This window comes from Mesorhizobium sp. Cs1299R1N3 (assembly GCF_037179625.1).
In the GTDB taxonomy this organism is placed as follows: Bacteria; Pseudomonadota; Alphaproteobacteria; order Rhizobiales; family Rhizobiaceae; genus Mesorhizobium; species Mesorhizobium salmacidum.
This window is the reverse complement of the sequence record NZ_JAPYKQ010000001.1, coordinates 1-21,175: the sequence shown is the minus strand read 5'-3', so window position 1 is coordinate 21,175 and position 21,175 is coordinate 1. Positions and strand designations below refer to the sequence as shown.

23 protein-coding genes are annotated in these 21,175 nt (G+C 60.5%); 13 read left to right on the top strand and 10 right to left on the bottom strand.

The window, feature by feature from the left end; all coding sequences use genetic code 11:
- Positions 1 to 35 precede the first annotated feature (35 nt).
- The 9 genes from nifE (at position 36) to O7B34_RS00075 (ending at position 7,051) form a co-directional block, all read left to right on the top strand.
- Positions 36 to 1,502, top strand: a complete 1,467-nt coding sequence (gene nifE / locus O7B34_RS00115) for a nitrogenase iron-molybdenum cofactor biosynthesis protein NifE (RefSeq protein WP_337144450.1) — start codon at positions 36 to 38, stop codon at positions 1,500 to 1,502.
- 8 nt (positions 1,503 to 1,510) lie between these two features.
- Positions 1,511 to 2,893, top strand: coding sequence for a nitrogenase iron-molybdenum cofactor biosynthesis protein NifN (gene nifN, locus O7B34_RS00110; protein WP_337144449.1), 1,383 nt, complete (start codon positions 1,511 to 1,513; stop codon positions 2,891 to 2,893).
- Positions 2,859 to 3,356 (top strand): nitrogen fixation protein NifX, encoded by a 498-nt coding sequence (gene nifX, locus O7B34_RS00105; protein WP_337128360.1) that lies wholly within the window; start codon positions 2,859 to 2,861, stop codon positions 3,354 to 3,356. Before nifN ends, nifX begins: the two co-directional genes overlap by 35 nt.
- An 18-nt stretch (positions 3,357 to 3,374) precedes the next feature.
- Entirely contained in the window at positions 3,375 to 3,854 is a 480-nt protein-coding gene (locus O7B34_RS00100) for a NifX-associated nitrogen fixation protein (RefSeq protein ID WP_337144448.1), read from the top strand.
- 286 nt (positions 3,855 to 4,140) lie between these two features.
- Entirely contained in the window at positions 4,141 to 5,013 is an 873-nt protein-coding gene (locus O7B34_RS00095; RefSeq protein ID WP_337144447.1) for a universal stress protein, read from the top strand.
- A 111-nt stretch (positions 5,014 to 5,124) separates the two neighbouring features.
- On the top strand, positions 5,125 to 5,328 hold the full coding sequence (locus tag O7B34_RS00090; protein WP_337144446.1) for a CCE_0567 family metalloprotein: 204 nt from the start codon (positions 5,125 to 5,127) through the stop codon (positions 5,326 to 5,328).
- Entirely contained in the window at positions 5,325 to 5,639 is a 315-nt protein-coding gene (fdxB, locus tag O7B34_RS00085; RefSeq protein WP_337128356.1) for a ferredoxin III, nif-specific, read from the top strand. The genes O7B34_RS00090 and fdxB overlap by 4 nt, the downstream gene beginning before the upstream one ends.
- A 63-nt stretch (positions 5,640 to 5,702) precedes the next feature.
- Entirely contained in the window at positions 5,703 to 5,936 is a 234-nt protein-coding gene (locus O7B34_RS00080; RefSeq protein WP_337145150.1) for an exopolysaccharide production repressor protein, read from the top strand.
- Positions 5,937 to 6,037: 101 nt separating this feature from the next.
- The gene (locus tag O7B34_RS00075; RefSeq protein ID WP_337142614.1) at positions 6,038 to 7,051 is read left to right on the top strand and encodes a 1-aminocyclopropane-1-carboxylate deaminase; all 1,014 of its coding nucleotides are present in this window, start codon (positions 6,038 to 6,040) and stop codon (positions 7,049 to 7,051) included.
- Positions 7,052 to 7,366: 315 nt separating this feature from the next.
- On the opposite strand, the gene ccoS is transcribed toward O7B34_RS00075, so the two are convergent.
- From ccoS to ccoN, 8 genes are all read right to left on the bottom strand, one after another.
- Positions 7,367 to 7,522, bottom strand: coding sequence for a cbb3-type cytochrome oxidase assembly protein CcoS (gene ccoS / locus O7B34_RS00070; RefSeq protein ID WP_337144445.1), 156 nt, complete (start codon positions 7,520 to 7,522; stop codon positions 7,367 to 7,369).
- 47 nt (positions 7,523 to 7,569) lie between these two features.
- Positions 7,570 to 9,801: a cation-translocating P-type ATPase gene (locus O7B34_RS00065; RefSeq protein WP_337144444.1), complete on the bottom strand. Its 2,232-nt coding sequence runs from the start codon at positions 9,799 to 9,801 to the stop codon at positions 7,570 to 7,572.
- A complete protein-coding gene (locus O7B34_RS00060; protein WP_337144443.1) occupies positions 9,798 to 10,310 on the bottom strand; it encodes a FixH family protein in 513 nt (170 codons plus the stop codon). Before O7B34_RS00060 ends, O7B34_RS00065 begins: the two co-directional genes overlap by 4 nt.
- Positions 10,307 to 11,866: a cytochrome c oxidase accessory protein CcoG gene (gene ccoG / locus O7B34_RS00055; RefSeq protein ID WP_337145149.1), complete on the bottom strand. Its 1,560-nt coding sequence runs from the start codon at positions 11,864 to 11,866 to the stop codon at positions 10,307 to 10,309. The genes O7B34_RS00060 and ccoG overlap by 4 nt, the downstream gene beginning before the upstream one ends.
- A 168-nt stretch (positions 11,867 to 12,034) precedes the next feature.
- Entirely contained in the window at positions 12,035 to 12,898 is an 864-nt protein-coding gene (ccoP, locus tag O7B34_RS00050) for a cytochrome-c oxidase, cbb3-type subunit III (protein ID WP_337144442.1), read from the bottom strand.
- A 2-nt stretch (positions 12,899 to 12,900) separates the two neighbouring features.
- Positions 12,901 to 13,050 carry a cbb3-type cytochrome c oxidase subunit 3 gene (locus O7B34_RS00045; protein WP_337144441.1) on the bottom strand — a complete coding sequence of 50 codons (150 nt, stop codon included), beginning with the start codon at positions 13,048 to 13,050 and terminating at the stop codon, positions 12,901 to 12,903.
- A 10-nt stretch (positions 13,051 to 13,060) separates the two neighbouring features.
- Positions 13,061 to 13,792, bottom strand: coding sequence for a cytochrome-c oxidase, cbb3-type subunit II (gene ccoO / locus O7B34_RS00040; protein WP_337144440.1), 732 nt, complete (start codon positions 13,790 to 13,792; stop codon positions 13,061 to 13,063).
- A gap of 10 nt (positions 13,793 to 13,802) precedes the next feature.
- Positions 13,803 to 15,413 (bottom strand): cytochrome-c oxidase, cbb3-type subunit I, encoded by a 1,611-nt coding sequence (gene ccoN / locus O7B34_RS00035; RefSeq protein ID WP_337128348.1) that lies wholly within the window; start codon positions 15,411 to 15,413, stop codon positions 13,803 to 13,805.
- Between the two features lie 144 nt (positions 15,414 to 15,557).
- On the opposite strand from ccoN, the gene O7B34_RS00030 reads away from it, so the two are divergent.
- Complete coding sequence (locus tag O7B34_RS00030; protein WP_337142609.1) at positions 15,558 to 16,076, top strand: hemerythrin domain-containing protein; 519 nt, start codon at positions 15,558 to 15,560, stop codon at positions 16,074 to 16,076.
- Here the strand turns inward: O7B34_RS00030 and O7B34_RS00025 are convergent.
- Complete coding sequence (locus tag O7B34_RS00025; RefSeq protein WP_337144439.1) at positions 16,073 to 16,822, bottom strand: Crp/Fnr family transcriptional regulator; 750 nt, start codon at positions 16,820 to 16,822, stop codon at positions 16,073 to 16,075. The genes O7B34_RS00030 and O7B34_RS00025 overlap by 4 nt on opposite strands.
- Positions 16,823 to 16,958: 136 nt before the next feature.
- Between O7B34_RS00025 and hemN the strand changes: the two genes are divergently transcribed.
- The gene (gene hemN / locus O7B34_RS00020; protein ID WP_337145148.1) at positions 16,959 to 18,332 is read left to right on the top strand and encodes an oxygen-independent coproporphyrinogen III oxidase; all 1,374 of its coding nucleotides are present in this window, start codon (positions 16,959 to 16,961) and stop codon (positions 18,330 to 18,332) included.
- Positions 18,333 to 18,504: 172 nt separating this feature from the next.
- Here hemN and ubiM read toward each other — a convergent pair whose 3' ends face one another.
- The gene (gene ubiM, locus O7B34_RS00015; protein WP_337144438.1) at positions 18,505 to 19,674 is read right to left on the bottom strand and encodes a 5-demethoxyubiquinol-8 5-hydroxylase UbiM; all 1,170 of its coding nucleotides are present in this window, start codon (positions 19,672 to 19,674) and stop codon (positions 18,505 to 18,507) included.
- Between the two features lie 192 nt (positions 19,675 to 19,866).
- On the opposite strand from ubiM, the gene O7B34_RS00010 reads away from it, so the two are divergent.
- Together O7B34_RS00010 and O7B34_RS00005 are read left to right on the top strand one after the other, a co-directional pair.
- On the top strand, positions 19,867 to 20,082 hold the full coding sequence (locus tag O7B34_RS00010) for a hypothetical protein (protein WP_337144437.1): 216 nt from the start codon (positions 19,867 to 19,869) through the stop codon (positions 20,080 to 20,082).
- 714 nt (positions 20,083 to 20,796) lie between these two features.
- Positions 20,797 to 21,175, top strand: a 379-nt coding sequence (locus tag O7B34_RS00005) for an MFS transporter (RefSeq protein WP_337144436.1), incomplete at its 3' end; no start/stop codon positions are given.

Sequence of the window (21,175 nt, the reverse complement as noted above, 5' to 3'; positions counted from 1 at the left end):
GGCTGCCATTCCGACGGACCTTGGAGACCGGTGCAATGTCCTTGCCCAGTGCGAAATTGCAGGATCTCTTCTGCGAGCCCGCTTGCGAGAAGAACCAGGGCAAGGATGCCAATACGCGCAGACAGGGCTGTTCCAAACCGCTGACGCCCGGAGCCGCAGCCGGAGGCTGCGCTTTCGACGGCGCCAAGATCGCCCTGCAGCCGATCACGGACGTCGCGCATCTGGTCCACGCGCCGCTCGCCTGCGAGGGCAATTCCTGGGACAACCGAGGCGCGATGTCGTCGGGGCCGGCCCTGTGGCGCACAAGCTTCACGACCGATCTCACCGAACTCGACGTCGTGATGGGGCAGGGCGAGCGCAAGCTTTTCAAGGCCATTCGCGAGATTAGCCAAGCGTATGCCCCGGCGGCAATCTTTGTCTATTCAACCTGCGTGACCGCGCTGATCGGCGATGACATCGACGCCGTGTGCAAGCACGCGGCGGCAAAGCTAGGCTTGCCCGTTGTGCCCATCAATGCGCCGGGCTTCGTCGGCTCCAAAAATCTCGGCAACAAACTCGCCGGCGAGGCACTGCTCGATCACGTCATCGGCACTGCTGAACCCGACGATGCCGGCCTGTGCGATATCAATATCATCGGCGAATTCAATCTCTCTGGGGAGTTCTGGCTGGTAAAGCCACTCCTGGACCGGCTCGGCATCCGCGTGCGCGCCTGCATTCCTGGCGATGCACGTTACCTCGATATTGCCTGTGCGCACCGCGCCCGGGCGGCGATGATGGTCTGCTCGACTGCTCTCATCAACCTCGCCCGCAAGATGGACGAGCGCTGGGACATCCCGTTCTTCGAGGGTTCCTTCTACGGCATCAGCGCCACCTCGCAAGCACTTCGCAAGATCACGGATCTGCTCGTCAACAAGGGCGCCGATCCAGAGTTGGTCGACCGCACCGAGGCGCTGATTGCGCAGGAGGAGTCTATTGCCTGGAGCAAGATCGCGGCCTACCGCCCAAGGCTCCAAGGCAAGCGCGTGCTGCTCAACACCGGCGGTGTGAAGTCCTGGTCGCTGGTTGATGCGCTGATAGAAGCCGGCCTCGAGATCGTCGGAACCTCGGTCAAGAAATCGACCGACGAAGACAAGGAGCGCATCAAACAGACCTTGAAGGAAGAGAACCAGGTCTTCGAGTCGATGGCGCCGCGCGAGCTTTACGCCATGCTGTCACAAGGCAAGGCCGACATCATGCTGTCGGGCGGGCGCACGCAATTCGTCGCGCTGAAGGCAAAGACGCCCTGGCTCGACATCAACCAGGAGCGTCATCATCCCTATGCTGGCTATGACGGCATGGTTGAACTCATACGCCAGATCGACCTCGCCATTCGCAATCCGATCTGGTGCCAGGTGCGGGACCCGGCACCGTGGGATGGCCATCCTGGCCTGAACGATCAACTGACGAGCACAACCAGCCCCGGCCCGACCCCCGCCACCGCCAAAGCCGTGGGCCAGGCTTGATGAAGCCAATGGCCAGCATTCTTGCTCAGACCAAATCGGCCGCGGTCAATCCGCTGAAGTCGTCACAGCCGCTGGGTGCCGCGTTCGCCTTTCTCGGAGTCGATGGTGCGGTTCCGCTGTTCCACGGCAGCCAAGGTTGTACCAGCTTCGCCTTGGTGCTCTTGGTCCGGCATTTCAAGGAAGCGGTCCCCCTGCAAACGACGGCGATGGACGAATTGGCGACAATCCTCGGCGGCGCCGAGCATCTCGAAGAGGCGATCCTTAACCTCAAGACTCGCACCAAGCCAAAGCTGATCGGGGTCTGCACAACGGCGCTGGTAGAAACTCGCGGCGAGGATTTGGCAGGCGACATTGCCAAAATCAAGCGCGACCGCGCGGAGGAACTCGCCGGGACGGAGGTCATGCTGGCCCACACGCCGGATTTCGATGGCGCGATCGAAGAGGGCTGGGCCAAGGCCGTCACCGCGATGATCCAAGGCATTACACGGCGTGGCGAGCAGATGCGGCACTCCAAGACGATCGCGATCCTGCCCGGCTGGAATCTCACCGTGGCCGACGTCGAGCACTTGCGCGAGATGGTGCAAAGCTTCGGCCTGCACCCGGTGATCCTGCCGGACGTCTCCGGCTCGCTCGATGGCACAGTGCCCGACCGCTGGATCCCCACCACCCATGGCGGCACCAGCGTCGAGGACATTCGCGCGCTTGGCACTGTCGCGCATTGCATCGCCATTGGCGAGCACATGCGCTGCGCGGCGGAAGCGCTGCAGAGCCTGACGGGAGTGCCTTACGGGCTGTTTCACTCCCTGACCGGGTTGAAGGCTGCGGACCAGCTTGTCTCGCTTCTTTCGGCGATTTCAGGCGCGGCGGTGCCGGCCAAGATACGCCGTCGTCGGAGCCAATTGCAGGATGCCTTGCTCGACGGACATTTCCATTTCAGCGGCAAAAAAATTGCGATCGCCGCCGAACCAGACCAGCTCTACCAACTGGCGACCTTTTTCGTCAGCCTGGGCGCCGAAATTGCGGCCGCCATCACGACGACCGATACGTCCAAGATTCTCGAAAGAATTCCAACGGAATCGGTCCAGGTCGGAGATCTCGGAGACCTGGAAGCCCTCGCTGCCGGTACTGAGCTTCTTGTCAGCCATTCCCACGGACGCCAGGCGGCGGAGCGCCTGGGGATTCCGCTCATGCGCGTCGGCTTCCCGATCTTCGACCGCCTCGGCAGCCAGCATAAGCTCACCATCCTCTATCAGGGAACGCGCGACCTCATCTTCGCGGTCGCTAACATCTTCCAGGCCAACCAGCATGCATCGACGCCTGAGACGCTTGACCCATTCCGCAACCGAGAAACGCCAGATGACCTCCCTTCGTCGCCTCTCGCTCGTCAATGACGAGGCCCACGCAATGCCGCCCGAAAGGCAAGCCGGCGCATTGCGCGTGGCGATCGCCACGCACGACTTGAGGGACCTCAACGCCCATTTCGGATCGGCCAAGCGCTTTGCCGTCTATGACGTGACGCCGGCCGAGTGGAATTTGGTGGAAGCAGTGGCTTTCGATGAGGTTTCAGACGAGAGCGGATCGCATCGCACCGAGGGCGATGACCGCATCGGCCTGAAAGTATCGGCATTGAAAGGCTGCCATCTCCTGTTTTGTCTGGCGATCGGCGGCCCTTCCGCAGCCAGGCTTGTTGCCGCAAAAATTCATCCAATCAAAGTCCCACACCCTGAATCCATCGTCGAGGTCCTTTCGCGAACCCAGGAGATGCTCAGGAAGGCTCCTCCGCCCTGGCTGCGCAAGGTGTTGGCCGACGCGGGCGTTCCGCGAAAGAAACCGTCGTTCGAGGACGAAGATTGAAAACGAGGAGAATGCGCCATGGCTGACGCGGCCATCATCCCTGCCGTCAACGAGGACGAGTCGGCGCTTGCCACGCCCTTCGTGAAGTGTCTGCTGCGGCTGGTTCGCGCGCAGGACTCCTACGGCTCATGGGAAGGCAAACCAGACCCGGAGCTGCTGGCCGACTTCATTGTCACCAAACAAAAGCGCCGTGAAATCCCCATTATCGGCGATCCCGATCCAGACGTGCTGTGGAGGCTCGATCTCTATTATGCCGCTGTCGGACTTGCGATCGAGGAGCGCGCCGGCCTGATGGCTTCGCCCATGATGAAAATCAGCCATGAGGGCTTCGGGCGCGTGCTTCTCACGGCCGGGCGATTGGTGGTCCTGTCCAAGACGCTGCGCGACGTCCATCGGTTCGGTTTCGAGACGTTACGCAATCTTGCCGAGGCTGGTACGAAACTGGTCGATGGCGCGATCGTGGCCATCGAAATCTATCCCGACGCGGCCCGGGCATGATGCAACGCATTGGTGGAAACAGGTCATGTCGAATCTGGAGGGGTGCAGAAGAAGGTCGGCAGCCGCTGCGCGCGCAGAAACTGCGATGAGGGAAATTAACGGGTGCGGCAGGTCTGTCAGCTGCGCCGGCCCAAACGGTGCCACGAACTGGCCGGCTACGCTGTCGAGCAGGGCGGCAGACAGACAAACGCATACGCTGCCATCGTCCATATCCCTCCTGCTGAAAGGGAATAGTGCGGCTTCGGACGCATGTACAAGCACAAGAATCCTCAGAAAGAAGCACTCAATGGCTTTTAAAACCGTGCTGTGTGTCACGGAAGTTGAACATTCCGATCAGGACGTCAGAACCGCTGCCGGACTGTGCGCCGAGGTTGGCGCTCGTTTGTCCATACTAATCATCAAATTTGCCACGCGTCCGCCGATCAGCGCAGTTTCTGCCCTCTGGCCTGAGCACACACGAGACGTGATCAGACTGGAACGACGTTTTCGTGAAATCGAGGCACTTTCAGAGAATATCGCCAAGCTGGAAAAACGGTCCAGGGAAATCCGTACACTGCTTGAAGCCGGGAGGGCTCCCTATGACGTGGACACCGACTATTGCGATAAGGGCAGCGTCGGTCACCTGCTGCGGCATCGGGCCCCTTATGCAGATCTGACAGTCATCGGGCCATCGCTTCTCGATGACGAAGATCTCGGGCCTCTTGCTATTGACGGTAGCCTGGTCCAGTCGGGAAAGCCGGTGCTTGTGGTGCCGCATGGCGCCAAGGCCTCTCTGCGGCCGCGCCGCATACTGGTCGGCTGGGATTCTCGCGTTGAAACCGCGCGTGTCGTTCGGGAAGCACTGCCTCTGCTGTGTGATGCAGAGGACGTTCGGGTCACATTGCTCGATCCGGAGGCAGCCGGGGCCGAAAACGGCCCTGGGCCGGGCACCGACATTGCAGGCTACTTCGCCCGGCACGGAATTCGGGTGGCTGTCGACCGGCTGCCGAGCGACGTCCAGTCGCTGACCACGGTTCTCACGCAGCACGCGATCGACACGTCCGCCGAGATGATCGTCATGGGCGCTTGTGGCCACCGCCGGCTGCGGGAGCGGATCTTCGGCGGCGTCACCAGATGGATCGTCGAGAAGCCGCCATTGCCGCTGTTTGTCGCGCGCTGAAGATCGAGGCAGTTGCCGCACGAAGAAATTCGAACCTGGCCGAAACGGGTCGGCTGCAGGAAGCCGAAGCGTTGCCAGCAGAGTGCGCAATCGATTCTGAGGAAGGAAACTATGTCGGACATTGAGGAACTACAAAAGAAAGTCCGCAAGCTGCAGTCGCGCGCGGGAACCGCGAAAATGGATTTGCACGACCTGACCGAGGACCTACCGCTCAACTGGCGAATGATAATGACCGTCGCCGGGAAAACGTTCGACGTCTTTGCAGAGTTGGACACCGCAAGGAGAGAGCTCGCTGCGTTGGAGACTTCACGATGACCAGCCCGTTCGTTACCCGCGACGGCTCCAAATGGATGCCAGACTATCTGACCGCCATAGACGGCACGACCTGCATTGGTTGCGGCCGCTGCTTCAAGGTCTGCTCGCGCGAGGTCATGCACCTTTATGGCGTCGATGACGCGGGTGAAATCCTCGGCGTTTGCGATGACGAGGACGACTTCGATGGCGAGCTCAACCGCATGATCATGGTCGTCGACCATGCCGGCCGCTGCATCGGCTGCGGAGCCTGCGCCCGCGTCTGTCCGAAGAACTGCCAGACTCATCTTGCGGCCGACAACGCCGCAGCATGACCTGACGGACAAACCAGGAGAACGTCAGTGCCCCTCAGAATGTTTTGCCTCGCCTTGGCGGCGGTGCTGTCCATCAACGCTGCTATCTTGTTCCTCCTCACGCATTCTATCCGATCGGTCATCGTCAAGACGCTCGCTGCTTCGCTGCTTGCCCAGGTCGGCTATTTCGCAAGCGTGCTCTTTCTGATCTGGCGGTCAGGCCGTCTTGGGAAAGCTGCAAAAGAAAAGGCCAAGCATTCCGGTCGGGGCCAGCAGCGCCGGCGCCAGTGGCCGACCTGTCCTGAGGATGAGGAGTGAACCTGAGACTTCGCAGTGCCAGGAACGAGCAGCTGACTTCGCGCCGAACACCACCATTGAAACGGCATCCTAGCTCAACTCACGTCGCCGGAGAGACCATCATGCTGAAAAAGTTCGAACGTCACCCGCTCACTTTTGGCCCGACGCCCATTGAGAAGCTCGATCGTCTGGGCCAACATCTGGGGGGAAAGGTGGACATCTACGCCAAACGCGAGGACTGCAACTCCGGTCTTGCATTCGGCGGAAACAAGCTCCGCAAGCTTGAATACATCATCCCTGACGCGATCGCTTCCAATGCAGATACGCTTGTCTCCATCGGCGGCGTTCAGTCCAACCACACACGCATGGTCGCTGCGGTCGCCGCTAAGATCGGCATGAAATGCGTCCTGGTGCAGGAGAGCTGGGTCCCTCATGAGGATGCCGTATACGACCGGGTGGGTAACATACTCTTGAGCCGCATTATGGGAGCAGAGGTGCGCCTGGTTGACCAGGGCTTTGACATCGGCATCCGCCGCAGTTGGGAACAAGCACTCGATGAGGTCAAGGCGAGGGGCGGCAGACCCTACGCGATACCGGCAGGGGCCTCCGTGCACAAATATGGCGGCCTCGGCTACATTCGGTTCGCCGATGAGGTGCGCGCGCAAGAAAAGCAGCTTGGATTTGCTTTCGATTATATCATCGTGTGCACGGTCACGGGCTCCACGCAGGCCGGCATGATCGTCGGCTTCGCCAAAGACGGCCGACAGCGCAACGTGATCGGCATCGATGCCTCCGCAACCCCGGCACAGACCAGAGCGCAAGTGCTAGACATTGCCAATAGCACTGCGAAGCTCGTCGACCTTGGCCCGGCATTCACCGAGGCTGACGTGGTGCTGCTCAAGGAATACGCTCACCCGTGTTATGGCATCCCCTCTGAGGAAACAAAGGAATCCATCCGTCTGTGTGCCAGACTCGAGGGGATGATTACAGATCCCGTCTATGAGGGTAAATCGATGCAAGGCCTCGTTGACCTCGTTCAGAAGGGCTTCTTTCCAAAAGGTTCGACCATCCTCTACGTCCATCTGGGCGGGGTGCCGGCGATCAACGGCTACGGTTATGCCTTTCGCAACGGTTGAGGGTGGAGAATGCGACCACAGCCGAACAAGAGTTGGCGATAAAAGTCCCTCCTGAAAAACACCGTCAACCCGGAACCGACGGGTAAGAGAGAACGTCGACCGTGTGCTGAAGAGGAGCACAATCGCGCCACAAGGTCGGTAGAACACGAACAATTAGCCATTCAGGGTACGGGGATAGCCCTGGAGAAAGCCCACTGCGGGTGACCGGCACGCTTGCTTGGTACCGTAAGGGAATTCCAACCCGAGCCTTCCCAACAGATCCTCTTCCTGTGCCATCGCGTCAACCCGCGACATTCGGTTCTACATGTCGCGCGTTCAGTCAAACCGCTTGTCTTCTCGGTCGATCAGGATGCGCTCTGCCGCACCATCCAGATCCTCGTACTGGCCGCTGCGCAAAGCCCACAGGAAACCGCCCAATCCAATTGCGCCGAGGGAGAGCGCAACCGGGATGAGATAGACAAGGATCGTCATCGGGACCGGATCAAATCTCTCAGGATGCGCTTACGGGCAAAACATTCTCAGTCCCCACGCTTCCTGAAAGCATGAAGCCGCATGGCGTTGGCGACCACGGTCAGTGACGAGGTGGACATCGCGATCGCCGCGATGAGCGGCGTCACGTACCCTGACATGGCGATCGGCACGGCAAAGACGTTGTACACGATTGCAATGGCGACATTCTGGCGGATCAGCCGGCCTGCCTTTCGAGAGATATCCAATGCCAAAGGCACTGCCAGAAGGCTCTCGTGCAGGAAAACGAAATCGGCGGCATTGCGACCGATATCGGCCGCGCTTGCCGGAGCCATCGAGACGTGCGCAGCTGCCAGCGCCGGCGTATCGTTCAGTCCGTCGCCCACCATCAAGACTTTGTGGCCGGCCTTGGTCAGCGCCTCGATGCGCTTAACTTTGCCGGCTGGATGAAGCGAAGGTACGAAGTTGCCGATCCCCAAGGACTTGGCCACTTCACCGCAAGCCTTGGCCGTATCCCCAGACAGCATCTCAACGGCCAGACCAGCATCCTTCAATGCCTTCACCGCGACCCCGGCGTCGGCGCGCGTGTAGTCCTCAAAGTCAAACGCGGCGACGACCACGCCGTCTCGCGAAAGCACGGTACCGCAGCTGCCACGCTTGCCGTTCCCACCAGTCGCAGCTTTCCATCCGGCCCACCCTTCTCGGCCCAGCCGCCAAATGTTTCCCTCCATGGAGGCCTCGATGCCGAAGCCAGGCTGCTCGCTGATCGAAGCTGGTCTAGGCTGGCTGGATGAGCCCAAAAAAGCGGCAATCGCCCTTGAGTACGGATGGCGCGAATGGGTGGCCATGTCGGCTGCGATTGCGAGCATGGCCGGATCGATGGATGGTGCGTTGACAAGCCGCGCCCGTGCACGTGTGAGCGTTCCGGTCTTGTCGAACACGGTTGTGTCGATGACCGCCAGCCGCTCCATGGCCGAACCATCCTTGACCATCACGCCGGCTTCAAACAAACGCCGCGCCGCGACCACTTGCACGATCGGTACGGCAAGGCCGAGCGCGCAGGGGCACGTAATGATGAGCACAGCGATTGCGGTCGTTCCTGCCAGATGCCAGTCGCCTGACGCTGTGATCCAACCAAGGAAGGTTAGGAGCGCGGCCAGATGCACTATTGGGGCGTAGAGGGCAGAGACGCGGTCGGCAATCTTGCGGTACTGCGAACGGCCACCCTCGGCTGCTTCCATAAGCCGAACCATTTGCGCCAGGAACGAATCTTTCGCGGCCGCCGTGGCGCGCATTGTGAGCGGACCAGTGATATTGAGCGTGCCGGCTTGGATATCCGATCCCGGGCCAACCGCACGCGGCCGGCTTTCGCCAGAAACGAGTGAGCAATCGACATCCGAGCTGCCGTGGAGGATGTCGCCATCGACAGGCACACGCTCTCCAGCGGCAATCACCAGCTCCATGCCCGGCTCGATCTGCCCGATCGACAGGTATTCGCGGGTCCTGCCGCTGCGCAGGACGATGGCGCCGCGGCCGGCCAGCCGCGAAAGGCCAGTCACGGCGGTTCGTGCCCGTTCGCGCATCACATGGTCCAGCGCGCGGCCGATCAACAGGAAAAACAGCAGCGACACCGACGCGTCGAAATAGGCATGCTCGCCATGGGTGATCGTTTCGTAGAGGCTCATGCCATAGGCGAGTGAAATGCCGACAGCGATCGGCACGTCCATGTTTACCCGCCCATGGCGAAGCGCCTTTCCCGCCGAACGGAAATAAATCCCTCCAGCGAAGGCGAGAGCCGGGAGGGCAATCAGCGCCGAAACCCAGTGGAAGAGGTCGCGGGTGGCTCCTTCCGCACCGGACCAAACCGAGACCGAGAGCAGCATGATGTTGCCGGCGGCAAAGCCAGAAATGGCAACCGCCCGGATCAGCTCCGACAAGGTCTTGTCCTGCTTGGTGCTCCCCGGGTCGAACAGAAGCGCCTCATAGCCAAGCCGCCCGAGCGTAGCGAAGATCGGTGGCACCTGGTCGCCATGCCAGCGCACGGACACGCGTTTGGTGGATAGATTCACGCGAGCGCTTTCGATGCCTTCCAGCTTCCTCAGGGCCGTCTCTACGGTTTGCATGCAGGCCGCGCAGTGAACTGTCGGCACCGACAGATCGGTCTGGTGCCTGTCGCCGCCCAAACTGCGGCTGGCCAGTTTGATCTCGTCGCTAGATGGCAGCGCGGACGCTGTGTCGATCATGTCTAGTGTCGTTTCGGCGCCCGGCGCGCAGCAACTCATCGCAGCGAGCCCTTCGAAATGATCATGCGGCGGACATCACGAAATGGCCAAGTAAGACCTGCATCGGCGTCGATCTCGACGATCCAGACGCCATCCTTCGGCGTATGACGCCCGCCAAATTCCCAGGCGATATCGGGATTGCTACCTGAAGGTACAAGTGTCACGGCTTTGTCCTGCGCGTCGTAAGCCGGGTGCCGAAACAGGATGCGAACGCCGTGCAGCGGAACCAGCCTGCCCTTGGCATCGGCAAGGCTGTAGCGAACCTCGCCGGACGCAATGGTCAATCTGCCATGCCAGCCAAGTGCCGCTTGTGCCCGTCCTACGCGGGCCTTTTCATTGAACTGCTGGCTGGCCACATATGTGTTCTCCACCACAAAGCCGGTCCAACTGGTGCTGGCGAGCGTTGCCATGGTCGCGTTGACGCCGATCACAACGCCAAAGAAACCGAGAACTGTGAGCAGCATGTGCTTGCCAGTGAATTCGCGCCCACCCTGCGTATTGGCTATCATCTGGCGATCTCCGGCGCATTGAAGCTGGCGGTGTACTTTGCCGATTCAGAGCTCGCCTCGTCCTCAATCCGAAACGTGAAGCTTTGCACCGGTTTGTAGATTTGGTCCGCCGGTTGGCGGACGAAAACCTTGAGCGTTGTGAGCCGGTCGGGCTCAACCGGAATGGCAAACGAGCGGCCGGATGGCAGGTCGACGCCGACGATGCTCATTTGCGCATTGGGCAACCCTTCCAGGGAGAGCACGACTGTCCGCGGCTGGGGTATCATGTTGAGCAATTTGACGGTGTAGCCGTTTCGGATCGAGCCGTTCGAAAGGGTTACAAATTGCGGATTGCGGTCGTGAAGGACATTCATCTCCAGCCGCTCGCGCGTCAGCAGCGAAGAGATGAGAACCAACCCGATCGCCGACCACGCACCGAGATAGATGAAGGTGCGCGACCGGAAGATCTTGCGCCGTAGGGACTGCGCGACCCCGTCGACAAAGGTGTTGGTCGGGTTCCTGATCAGAGCCGGGTGGATGGCACTGGTGCCGCCAGCGCTCGCCAGCGCCAAGTTGGCGTTGTAGTCCGCCAGCGTTGCATAGGAGATCAAACCGCGCGCCCGACCGAGCTTGTCCATCACCCTATCGCAGGCATCGATGCAGAGCGCGCAGGTGATGCACTCCAGCTGCTGGCCGTCCCGGATGTCGATACCCATGGGGCAGACCGCCATGCAGGAATTGCAATCGACGCAGTCCCCGGCAGGCTGTCCCGAGGCCATGGCTTTCTTGGCATGGCGCGAACGGGGTTCGCCGCGCCAGTCGTTATATGTCACGGTCAGCGAATTTTCGTCGAGCAGGGCGGCCTGGATGCGCGGCCACGGGCACATATAGGTGCAGACCTGCTCGCGCATGAGCCCGCCGAACAGGTATGTGGTTCCTGTAAAGATGGCGATGGTGACATAGGCGACGGGGGCTGCCGTGCCCGCGAGGACTTCGCCGAGGAGCTCCGGAGCATCGGCAAAGTAGAAGATCCAGGCACCGCCCGTGGCAACTGCGATGACCAGCCAAACGGCATGTTTGATCGCACGCACAAGCAATTTGCGCGCGCTCCAGGGACTGGCTTCAAGTTTTATGCGGGCATTGCGATCGCCTTCGATCGCACGCTCAACGACCAGGAACAGGTCGACCCAGACCGTCTGCGGGCAGGTGTAGCCGCACCAGGCCCGCCCGACCGTGGACGTGAGCATGAAGAGGCTGATGCCGGCCATCATCAGAAGCCCTGCAACGTAATAAAATTCCTGCGGCCAGATTTCGATGGAGAAGAGGTAGAAGCGCCGGTTCGCCAGATCGAGCAGGACGGCCTGGTGCGGTGCGAAGGGGCCTCTGTTCCATCGCAACCACGGCGTCAAATAATAGACGCCAAGCGTGATCGCCATCACCAGCCATTTGAACTGGCGGAAACGACCCGAAGCACGCTTCGGGAAAATCTTCTTGTGCGCTGCATAGAGCGGTTGCCGAACCTTGCCGGAGTTCGCAGCCTCCGCTGCGGGCCGTTCTATCTGCCTTTGATCCAGCACAGCACCTCCAGTCGAGCAGTCCGCAGTTTCCCGTCCAACAAGCTTTGCCGCAGGGTGGACCGCGCCGCCTTGATGCAAGTCAATCCGGCGAGCCGAAAAGTTGGGTCGAGGCCCGGCTGCAGCCGGGCCTCGTCGCTCGGCGGTGGTGGGGGCGAATAGGCCGCTTTCCTATTCCCCACCGCCAAGCGAATGGACGTAGACCGCAAGCTCCTTCACCTTTGTCTCCCCCAGCCGCGCGCCCCATGCTGGCATTACACCTTGCTTGGGTGCGCGGACCTGCGCGGCGATTGCGCTTTCGCCCGAGCCATAAAGCCAGATCGCGTCCGTCAGGTCGGGAGCTCCAAGCTCCCGGGTCCCCTTTGCGTTTTCGCCGTGACAGGCCGCGCAATTGTCTGCAAACACGTTGGCGCCGGACTGGATCAGGGTCTTGTCGCGCACCGGCCCTGAAAGGCTTGCCACATACGCGCTGACCTGGCTGATCTGCTCGGGTTGAAGCACATCTGCGAAGGCCGGCATTTCCGACTGGCGAGTGTCCGGATCGGAAGCAAAGCGGATGCCGTGGGTGATGGTCTGCTGGATCTCCTCGGTCTTGCCACCCCACAGCCAGTCGTCGTCGTTGAGATTTGGAAAGCCTTTGGAGCCTTGAGCGCCCGAGCCATGGCACTGCACGCAATTGACCTTGAACGTGGCGCCCCCGGCTGCGATGGCGAACTCACGCAGCGCATCGTCCGCGGCAATTTCCGAAACGGTTTTGGACTGTATTGCCGCGACATACTTACCTTTGGCAGCTTGCGCCGTCGCCAGCTCGCTCGCGACGCCCTTGCGGCTGGAATAGCCGAGCACGCCCTTGGTTGATGAAGACAGCATGGGCCATGCGGGGAAAGCAATTGTGTAGACGGCCGCCCAGGCGATGGTGACGTAGAAGGTCATCACCCACCACCGCGGCAACGGGTTGTTGAGCTCCCTGATTCCATCCCATTCGTGACCGGTTGTTGAGATGCCGGAAGCTTCGTCGATATGCTCGCTGCTCATGATCAGTCATCCTTGAAAGGGATCTGCGCGGCTTGATCGGCCCGTGTTTTGCCGCCGGGGCGCAAGGCAAAAGCAATGCAGCCGACGAAGAAGAGCGCTATGGCAAGCAGGGCCCAGCTGTCGGCGAACTCGCGCATCAAACTGTAGCTCATGCGTCTCCCCTCAGCGGTAGCCGGCTGCATCGTCGTAGGTCTTGAAGTCGACCAGAGTGCCGAGCATCTGCAGATACGCGACCAGCGCATCCATCTCGGTGACCTGTCCCGGATCGCCGTCAAAGTCGCCGACCTTGGCTTTGGGATAGCGCCTCTCGAGCGCGGTCGTGTCGGCGGAAGGATCAGCTTGTGCTTTCAGATCTGCGTTGGCGTTGGCTATCATGTCGGGCGTGTAGGGAACGCCGACATTGGCGTTGGCGACGAGATGGGTTGAAAAGTCTTTCACGTCGATCAGGGTGTCTTTCAGGAACCCGTAGCTCGGCATGATTGATTCAGGCACGACCGAGCGCGGGTTTGTCAGGTGCTGTGTGTGCCACTCGTTGGAATATCGATCGCCGACACGCGCCAGGTCTGGACCGGTTCGTTTCGAACCCCACTGGAAGGGATGGTCGTACATCGACTCGGCCGCCAGGCTATAGTGCCCATACCGTTCGACCTCGTCGCGGAACGGCCTGATCATCTGGCTGTGGCAGAGGTAGCAGCCCTCGCGCACATAGATATTGCGGCCGGCGAGCTCCAGCGGCGAATAGGGCCGCATGCCTTCTACCTTCTCGATCGTGTTGTCGAGATAAAACAGCGGTGCGATCTCGACGATGCCGCCGACGGTCACGACCAGCAGCGACCCTACAAGAAGAAGCGTGGCGTTTCTCTCGATGAGGGCGTGTTTGGCCATCAAGCCCATGTCTGGCTCCTTATTCGGCAGGCTGGAAATCGGATGTGGAGCCCTGCAACGGCTCTTGTTCGCGCCGGCGGCCACGAACAGTCATGGTGACGTTCCAGGCCATGATCAGCATGCCGGCGAGATACATCGCGCCGCCCGCTGCGCGCATGACATAGTACGGATGCATGGCGGCCACGGTCTCGGCGAAGGAGTAAACCAGGAAGCCCCGTTCGTCATACTCGCGCCACATCAAGCCTTGCATGATGCCGGAGACCCACATTGCCGCCGCGTAGACGCCGATGCCCAAGGTCGCCAGCCAGAAGTGCCAGGTGACAAGGCGCAGCGAATAAAGCCGCTCGCGATTCCACAGCTTCGGCACCATGTAGTAGATCGCGCCGAACGAGATCATGCCAACCCACCCCAGGGCGCCTGAGTGAACGTGGCCGATGGTCCAGTCCGTGTAGTGCGACAGCGAATTGACCGTCCTGATGGACATGACTGGACCTTCGAAAGTCGACATGCCGTAGAAGGCGATCGCGGCAACCATCATGCGGATGATCGGGTCAGTGCGGATCTTGTCCCAAGCGCCTGACAGCGTCATCAGGCCGTTGATCATGCCGCCCCAGGACGGCATCCACAGCATGATCGAGAACGCCATGCCAAGCGTCTGCGCCCAGTCGGGCAGGGCGGTGTAATGCAGGTGATGCGGGCCAGCCCAGATGTAGAGGAAGATCAACGCCCAGAAGTGGATGATCGACAGCCGGTAGGAGTAGACGGGCCGGTTCGCCTGCTTCGGCACGAAGTAATACATCATGCCGAGAAACCCGGCGGTCAGGAAGAAGCCGACCGCGTTATGCCCGTACCACCATTGCGTCAGCGCGTCCTGAACGCCGGAGAACGCCGAATAGCTCTTCGATCCGAGAAAGGAGGCGGGCATCGAGAGATTGTTGACCACATGCAGCATCGCGATGGTGACGATGAAGGACAGGTAGAACCAGTTGGCGACATAGATATGCGGTTCCTTGCGCTTCAGGATGGTGCCGAGGAAAAGGATCAGGTACGCGACCCAAACAATCGTCAGCCAAATGTCCACATACCATTCGGGTTCGGCATATTCGCGGCTTTCGGTGACGCCCAGCAGATAGCCGGTCGCGGCCATGACGATGAAGAGCTGATAGCCCCAGAACACGAACCAGCCCAGGTCGCCGCCAAACAGCCGCGCGCGGCAGGTGCGTTGGACAACGTACAGTGACGTGCACAGAAGCGCGTTTCCGCCAAAGGCGAAGACGACGCCCGACGTATGAAGGGGCCGCAATCGTCCGAAATTGAACCATGGCTGGACATTGAGATCCGGGTAGGCCAGCTGCAGCGCGATGGCCACACCAACCAGCATGCCGACAACACCCCAAAACACTGTGGCGATGGCTCCACAGCGGATCGGGCCATCCATATAGGCCGACGGATCGACGGGAGCTGCCGGCTTGAATTCGAAGTTGCGCAACAGGAACGCCGTGAAACCGGCAAGGACAAAGAACAACACCCACATATGTTGCCGAAAAGGTCCGTCCACACCTAAGCCGGCGCCGACCAGCGCCGCGAATGCGAACAAACTCAAAGCGACGACCTCTGTGGCAAATCTCATGACATATCCCTGACGCCGATTGGTGGAACGCGGATCCGCTCCCCACTAGTTCCGCAAACGGCGTGTTGGCGCCTTGATTTATGTCAAAGGCGGCGATCGTCAGTCGGACAATCCTGCGTCTCGAATTCACGCGGAGACGCCCCGATGGCCGGCTCGAAATCCTCAATCGTCGCAAGATGCAAAGCCTGGCCGTTTGTCGACGGCTGCGTTCATGGCAGCCGGCCATGCCGGGATGTCTGTCTCTTGCAGGAACGCAAGTTGCTGATGTGCAACGAACTGGAGGCGATAGCCGACCGGCTGCCTTCGGTGGATCGTTCGAAATGCCTGCTGATAGCAAACGAGCTCGTGCCGCTGCTGCGCATGAGCCATGCTCGCGAGGAAGAGCATCTCTTTCCTGCGTTCGCAAGCGGCGCATCGGAGGGAGATCCGAGCGCCTCGTTACGTCGCTTGCGCGCCGAGCACATTGAGGACGAATGCGCGGCGCAGGATTTGACTGATACGCTGCTGACCATCGGCCACGGAGGTGGAGTCGCCAACCCTGAAGCCCTCGGGTTTATGTTGAGGGCCTTTTTTTGTTCGGCACGGCGACACGTCGCATTCGAGCGCGAGCACGTCCTGCCGCTCATCGCGCAGCAGAATCGGACGAAAAGCCAGGAGACCTAAGCCTCAGAACGCGCCCAAGTGCCCGAACAGCGTTGCAGCCGGCTGACGCTATCGACCACGACATGGCGATTGTTCTCGATGCGGATCACGCCGTCGGCACGAAGCTTTGTCAACTGACGGCTGATGGTCTCGATCGTCACGCCGAGAAAGTCGGCGATATCGGCGCGGGTGAGCGGCAGATCGAAAGTTGCCGATCCGTTGCTGGTGGTTTCAGTCGCCGGGTCGATATTCCTCGCGATCAGGAACAGAAAACTCGCGACCTTTTCCGACGCCGTTTTGCGGCCCAGAGTCAACATCCATTCGCGAGCCTCGTCCAATTCCATCAGTGTCTGCTTGAGCAAGCGGTGTTCGAAGGCCGGCGACTGCCTTATCATTCGCTCAATGGCAGCTTTCGGGAACGAGCACAGTGAGACTTCGGTCGCGGTCTCCGCGTTGATCTCGCTTTCCGACCTGAACGGCCGGCCCACAAAATCGGGCGCAAATTGAAGCCCGACGATCTGCTGGCGGCCGTCCCCAAGAACCTTGGTCAGCTTTACAACGCCCGAAAGCAGGTTCGAATAGGTGTCGATCGGTTCGGCGTCTCCGACCAGCTCGGTTCCGGCCGGAACGCTGTGTCTCGACGATGCCTTGGCCAACTCGACCAATTGGTCCGGCTCGAGCGCCCCGCATAATCCGCTATCCCGCGCATCGCAGGCTTGGCAAAGCACAGGAATTGCAAAACTTGGAACGTCCTGTCGAATGGTCATCGGCGCGGCCCGAAACGGTAATCGTGGCGGCAAGATAGCATCGCAGCTGCGTCAGGTGTTGCGTCAGTTTGTCCTGCCGCCGCTAAGCTTGATTCAAATCAAGGCGGGCGCGGTTTGCAGAACGCAAGTTGCCCCCATGCATGGAGCAGCAACCAACGGCACGCATCCCGAATTGTCCGCCATACTGCGCGAGAACGTGCCGCGCTACACAAGCTACCCGACCGCGCCACACTTTCATCCTGGTGTCGACGCCGATGTGCTTCGAGGCTGGATAAATCACCTCAAAACCGACGACGAGTTGTCGCTCTATCTGCACGTACCTTATTGCCAGGCGCTGTGCTGGTTTTGCGCCTGCCACACCAAGCACACGCGGCATTATGCGCCGGTGGCAACCTTCCTGCGCGCCCTGCACATCGAGATTGAAACGGCCGGGCGTCTCATAAGCCGCAAGGGCCGCGTGCGTGCTGTCCATTTTGGCGGCGGCTCCCCAACCATGCTGAAACCGAACGACATACTTGCGCTCGGAAAAGCCTTAAGGGACCGGTTTGATTTTTGCCCCGATGCCGGCATCAGCATCGAGATCGAAGCCCGCGACATCGATGAAGCCCGTCTGGATGCGCTCGTCGCGATCGGCATGACGAGAGCCAGTCTTGGGGTGCAGGACTTCCATCCCAAGGTGCAGACGGCCATCAATCGCGAGCAGAGTTTCCGGTTGACCAAGAGCGTGGTCGACGGCGTCCGGGCCCGCGATGTGAAATCGGTCAATCTCGATCTGCTCTACGGCCTGCCGCACCAGACGCTTGAAAGCGTCGCCGCGACGGTCACGCACGCCTTGGCGCTGGAGCCCGACAGGATTGCGCTGTTCGGCTACGCCCATGTGCCGTGGTTCAAGAAGCATCAAACAATGATCGACGAAGCCTGGCTGCCCGATTCTGCCGAACGGCTGGCACAGTCGCAGCTTGCCGCCAGGATCATCGTACGCGCCGGCTATGAGGCGATCGGGCTTGATCATTTTGCCAAGCCGGACGATTTGCTCGCCATCGCAGCGCGCACGGGCAAACTGCGCCGCAATTTCCAAGGCTATAGCGAGGACAACTGCGAAACCCTGATTGGTCTTGGCCCATCCTCTATCAGCCGCTTCCGGCAAGGCTACGCCCAGAATATCGTTGCGACGGGCGAGTATGAGAAGGCTGTGATTGCCGGCCAATTGGCCACGGCACGCGGCATCGAATTCCGCATTGATGATCTGGCAAGGGGCTGGGTCATCGAGCACCTGATGTGCAACTTCGCCTTTTCGGCGCTCGAGCTGGTCGAGCGTTTCGGCGAGGTCGGCCAAAGGCTCCTCTATGACGCAAGCCGCGTCGCGATCGGCAGCTCAGGCAGGCTGCTCGAATTGGAGGGCAATAATTTTATCGTGCCACAGCAGAGCCGCCCTCTTGTCAGGACTGTGGCGGCGAAATTCGACAAATATCTTGAGAAGGGAGCTGGCAGATATTCCGTGGCCATCTAAGTGCATGTCCTGGGCAAGTCTGGCTGGCGCTTTGTCGGCCATGGATGCGAAATCGGGCGAGGCTGCACCTGGATAGAAGGCACAAGGGTCTTGTCTTTGTGCAAAATCAAATTCGGAATTCGTCGCTCGTGGCGGCCGGCGGTTAGCCGGCCCAGCGTCTGGAGGACCGAAGTTAGCGCCTCAGCACGGCAGAAATCCCGCGTCGGATAAAGGGCAGATTTTGGCCGAGCCGAAGGCCGACATGCCTGGCGACCTGTGCGAGCGGGCGCTCGTCGGTGTAAAGCCTAACCAGCATGTTGGTGGCGTGGTAAAGCGGCGCCGCACTCAGCCTTAGCCGGGTTTCATACCGGCGCAACAAGGTCGGATCGGCAATATCCGTTCCTTTGCGCCAAGCCGTCAAAATTCCATTCGCGAGGCGATGCTGGCCGCCAAGGCCGATGTTGAAGCCGTGCGCCGTGACCGGATGCATGCCTACGGCCGCATCCCCGATGAGCGCGGCGCGCGGCGTCCAGAACCTGTCTGCCCAAGTCGTAACGAGTGAATAGGCGTGGCGGCTGCTGGCCAGCGACATTTTACCCAATCGCCCCCGACAGCGCTGGCTCATCTCTGCGAGAAAATCAGCATCGTTCATCAGGACAAGCCGGGAAACCTCGTTTGTGGAAAGTGTGACAAGCAGTGACGACACGCCTTTCGCAAGCGGCAGCATTGCGATCGTCTGCTTATCATCAAACCATTCCGTCGCGATCCCGTGATGGTGCATCTCGTGCCGAACGCGGCAAATGAGCATCGAGCAGCCGAGCCGATTGACCTCGGCGGCGATGCCCAGCAGATCACGCAGAGCAGACAGACGTGAATCCGCCGCCACGAGGAGCTGGGCTTGGAACTGTCGGCCATCTGAGAGGGTCACCATCGCGCCGCCGCGATTGATTTGCGCGGCGACGACGGTGCAGCCAGCGAACACACGCAGATGCTCCCGTTTATGGACAATGCCGAACAGAGCCCTGCGAATCCAATGGTTGGGGACCAGAATCCCCAGTGGGTTCGCGCTTCCGGCAGGCGCATCGAAGCTCAGCGCGAACGGATTGGATCCGTTAAGAACCCGCGCACCCAGCAGGGGGGACTTCTCGGAGCAGGGGATGGCATCCCATGCGCCGAGCTCTCGCAGAATTTTGACCGAGGTTTGAGTGAGTGCAATCTCACGTCCGTCGAAGGCGGGCTGAGCCAGATCAGCTATCGATTGGCGTTCGACCAACGCGACCCTGAGGTCACTTGCGGCGAGCGAGGCGGCAAACGCCAGTCCAACCGGACCGGCCCCGACAACTACAATGTCAAAGCTGGTCATCTGGGGCACCTCTGCGGCGGTGCAGGCCAGAGCGAACAAAACCGGCAGAGTTTCCCGACAGCGTTTCGGATGACACGGTTCGACATGTGGCCTCTCGAGAGAAAGGAATTTTTTGGCGAAGTTGATTCAGGTCAATGCCGACCTCTCGCGTTCACGCGATTCTTTTGAAAATCAATATCAAATGGGTGATACATGGCCGACGTCGTCTCGGGGCTTGTCCGGGCGTGCAATACAGCGCGGGCCAAGGGCATGGATTTTCCCACCATCTGGCAGACAATGCTCAAACAACACCCCTATGTCGTAGGCCGGCCGCTGCAAGATCAGAACGAAGTCGGCCCTGCGCTCAGGGTGCCGTTGGTCACGGGCCGTCATCTCCTATTTGATGCTTCAGGTTTTCGGCTCGGCTGAAAAGCAGTGTAGTGGCGACTTGCCGCCGGTTCCGACCAGGGACAGCCATCGCTTGCATGCTTGATGACGAGATTGCGAAGGAGCATAGGCCCATGATTGCAATGTAAAATCCAATAGCCACCGAAAGACTTTGCGCAGACATATCATTCTCCTTTGAACCGGGTGAGGACAGCATGCCATTGACGGACAAGCCTTGATCTGGATCAACCACACCGAAGGGATTGATCGAAAACCTGTCTGAACCATCGGTTCGCCAGCCGGCGACTCGACAGATCGTCCGAGCGCCGCCTGCAAGCGCTGCGCCGGTTGATGTGTAGCCTCGTCCTCGTGACGGGTACCAAGCTCCGAAGCAAGCAGCCTGCCGCATCGCCTTTCTTGCGCGATTTGAAGGAAATGCTTTTCCGCACGGCTGCGAGAAATGGGCAAAGCATCGTGGAACTCGCGGTTCGGGTTCCCCAGCGGCTTGGTCGCAGACGACGAGGGGTGTGGAACTGGTCGGCACGACGGCACCTGCGGTCCTGGTCGGATCGGCATCTCAGCCCGAAAGGCCCGTCTTTCGGTTTGGACCCGCGCGGCATTCGGTCAGATGTCCGACGATGTCGGACATCTGACATCGCTGGATCAATGCTATCGCCTTGTTTCAGCACGACCTCTCGTTTGGAACGATGCATGCATGGCTGTCCGCGAATGTCCCCGAGCCAGTCTGGACGCCCCATGCCTTTGCCGATCCTTGCGCTTGCCATTGCGTCCTTCTGCATCGGCACCACCGAATTCGTCATCATGGGCCTGCTGCCGGAAGTAGCCGCCGATCTCGGCGTGACCATCCCCGCCGCCGGCCTGCTGGTCACCGGCTATGCGCTAGGCGTCGTCTTCGGCGCGCCGATCGTCGCCATGGCCACCGCGCATTTGCCGCGCAAGCCGGTGCTGGTCGGGCTTGCAACCCTGTTCGTCGTCGGCAATATCTTTTGCGCCATCGCGCCCAATTACTGGCTGCTGATGGCCGCGCGCGTCTTCACCGCTTTCGGCCATGGCGCCTTCTTCGGCATCGGCTCGGTCGTCGCCGCCAGCCTGGTGCCGCGCAACAAGCGCGCCA